Raw genomic sequence first — 3,040 nt, 5'->3', positions numbered from 1 at the left:
CCGCCAAGGGGCCGGTGACGCGTAGGAGGGTGCGGGCGAGGGGGTGGTCGGGCATGCGCACCGCGAGGGTACCGCCGGTGTCCCCCAGGTCCCAGTCCAGATCGGGGGCGGCGTCAAGCACAAGGGTGAGGGCGCCGGGCCAGAAGGCCGCCATGAGTTCCCGGGCGGCCTCCGGGAGCGGGGCGAGTACGCCGTCCAGCTGGGCGACGTCGGCGACGAGCACGGGCGGTGGCATGCTGCGGCCCCGCCCCTTGGCCGCCAGCAGGCGGGAGATGGCCGCGGCGTCGGCGGGATGCGCGCCCAGACCATAGACGGTGTCGGTCGGAAGAGCGAGTAGTCCTCCTGCGGCAACGTGCGCGGCGGCCGCAGCGATCTGCTCGGGCGCCGGCTCCGGATGGGCCTGCTGGGTCACGCCCGCCATCTTCGCATGATTCGTCCCCGGCCCGCGCGCATGCGTCGACCATTGCGGCGCTACGGCACCGCGCAGTCGAAGAACATGAAGCCCCTCAGCAGCGCATTCGCGGAGGCCGATCGGCCCACCCGGGCAGGTTGCGTTTCAGCCAATGGGGACCTTCGACAGTGGCGCTCCTCACAACTTGGTTGTGAACTGGAGGAACGTCAGCGTCGACGCTCGAGGAACCAGCCATGTCTACCGCCACCAGCACCACTGCCACCAGCCAAGCCACCACACCGGACACCGCCTACTCTCATCTCCTGTCGCCCCTGACGATCGCCGGACATGTCCTACGCAACCGCGTCCTCATGCCGCCCATGGGCACCGAGATGTGCACCGAGGATGGGTTGTCCACCCCGCGCGAGGCCGCCTACTACGGGGCCCGCGCCGTCGGCGGCACCGCCGTCGTCATGACCGGCATCAACTTCGTCCAGTCCGACCTCGAGCCCGTCCACAAGGGTCTGGCCCGGGTCGACTCCGACGATTGCATCCCGGGCCTGCGCGGCATCGCCGACGCCGTCCATGCCGGCGGGGGCCTGGCCGCCCTCCAGCTCACTCCCGGCCTGGGCCGCAACAACCAGTACTACGACGAGCTCGGGATGGAGCCAGTCTCATCCTCGGACAACACCTACTTCTTCGCCCCCTCCCGCCACTGCCGGGCCCTGACGACCGAGGAGATCCGCCTCATCGTCCAGCGCGTAGGCGAGGCCGCCCGCCGCGGGGCCGAGGCCGGCTTCGACGTCATCGACCTGCACGGCCACACCGGCTACCTCGTCGACCAGTTCATGAGCTCGCTGTGGAACCGCCGCACGGACGAGTACGGAGGCTCGCCCGAGAACCGTGCTCGCTTCGCCGTGGAGTGCCTGCACGCCATCAAGGACAACGCCCCCGGTTGCATCGCCTCCTTCCGCATCTCGGTCAACCACCGGTTCGAGGGCGGGCGCACCTGGGAGGAGACCCAGGCCCTCGTCCAGGCCCTCGAGGCCGGCGGGCTCGACATGATCCTGTGCGACGACGGCTCCTACGAGGCCATGGACTACGTCTTCCCGCCGTACTACCTCGGCGATGCCCCCATGTGGGAGGCCGCCGCCAAGGTCAAGGAGGTCGTCTCCATCCCGGTGGCCGCCTGCGGCTCCCTCACCCCCGAGATCGGTGAACGACTCATCGCCGAGGGCAGCGCCGACCTCGTGGCGCTGGGGCGCCCGCTCATCGCCGACCCCGACATCGTCGTCAAGCTCGAGCAGGGGCGCCGGGCCGACATCCGCCCTTGCATCCGCTGCAACCAGCTGTGCACCGGCAACGCCTTCTTCGGGCTGCCGGTGGCCTGCGCGGTCAACCCCGAGGCGGGCTTCGAGCTCGAGCGGGTTATTGAGCCCGGCAGCGTCGCCGACCCCAAGCGCGTCGTCGTCGTGGGCGCCGGCCCGGCAGGGCTTGAGTTCGCGCGCGTCGCCGGGCTGCGCGGGCACCGCGTGGAGATCTACGAGAAGGGCGACAGTATCGGCGGTGTCCTCCTGCCCGCGGCAACCCCCGACTTCAAGCGGGAGCTGTTCCGCATGATCGGCTGGTGGGAGCGCCAGCTCGAGCAGATCCCCACGGTGAGTATCCACCTGGGTCACGAGGTCACACACGAGGATGAGGTCCTCACCAACGCCGACGTCCTCGTCCTCGCCGTCGGTTCGCACCCCTTCGTGCCCGGGTCGGTCACCGTCACCCCCGGGGCGCGGCCTGTCGACGTCCTCGAGTTCCACCGCGGGGCGCCGTTGGGCAAGCGCGTCGTTGTGTGCGGCGGCGGCCTGTCGGGCGCCGACGCCGCCCTCGAGATCGCCCAGGCGGGCCACGAAGTCGTCATCCTCGAAATGCTCGAGGAGATCGCCGGGGACATGCTCATGCTCAACCGGATCTCGCTGCTGCGCGAGCTCGAGGCGCACGGGGTCGAGACACGCACCCGCGCCCTCGTCAAGGAGATCACGCCCGAGGGCGTGCGCCTGGCCGGGCCCGACGGCGCCGAGGAGTTCATCGAGGCCGACACCATCATTACGGCCTTCGGCCTCAAGCCCGCCACGAACGAGGGGGACGCCCTCGCCGCGGCCGTCCCCGACGCCGAGGTCATCCGGGTCGGCGACTGCGTCAAGCCGCGCAAGGTTGGCGACGCCATCAACGACGCCTACGTCGCTGCGCTCGCCCTCTGAGCCCCGAACCGCCCGGTCCGAGGAGGCCAGAGCGCCTACACGATGCGCCGGGCGGCGGCCCAGCGGGTGAGCTCATTGCGGTTGGACAGCTGTAGCTTGCGCAGCACGGCCGACACGTGGGTTTCCACGGTCTTGATGGAGATGAACAGCTCGCTCGCGCATTCCTTGTAGGTGTAGCCGCGGGCAATGAGCCGCATGACCTCGCGTTCACGGGCGGAGAGGCGGTCCAGTTCGGAGTCGGCCACCGCGACCTCCCCGGCTCCCGCCCCGAAGGCGTCCAGGACGAATCCGGCCAGGCGCGGGGAGAAGGCAGCATCCCCGGCACCCCTTCGTGCCCGGGTCGGTCACCGTCACCCCCGGGGCGCGGCCTGTCGACGTCCTCGAGTTCCACCGCGGG

2 protein-coding genes and 1 pseudogene are annotated in these 3,040 nt (G+C 70.6%); 1 reads left to right on the top strand and 2 read right to left on the bottom strand.

The features are described from left to right. The coding region (locus RWX45_RS11550; RefSeq protein ID WP_316023867.1) for an L-threonylcarbamoyladenylate synthase at positions 1-412 on the bottom strand (412 nt) is incomplete at its 3' end. 233 nt (positions 413-645) lie between these two features. Between RWX45_RS11550 and RWX45_RS11545 the strand changes: the two genes are divergently transcribed. Then, entirely contained in the window at positions 646-2,643 is a 1,998-nt protein-coding gene (locus tag RWX45_RS11545) for an FAD-dependent oxidoreductase (protein WP_316023866.1), read from the top strand. Between the two features lie 35 nt (positions 2,644-2,678). On the opposite strand, the pseudogene RWX45_RS11540 reads toward RWX45_RS11545, so the two are convergent. Further along, positions 2,679-2,975, bottom strand: a pseudogene (locus tag RWX45_RS11540) (response regulator transcription factor); the annotation flags it as partial. Between the last annotated feature and the right edge of the window lie 65 nt (positions 2,976-3,040).

This window comes from Actinomyces sp. MRS3W, assembly GCF_032465695.1.
Taxonomy (GTDB): Bacteria; Actinomycetota; Actinomycetes; order Actinomycetales; family Actinomycetaceae; genus Actinomyces.
The sequence above is the reverse complement of the archived record's forward strand: the minus strand, read 5'-3'. Positions and strand labels throughout refer to the sequence as shown.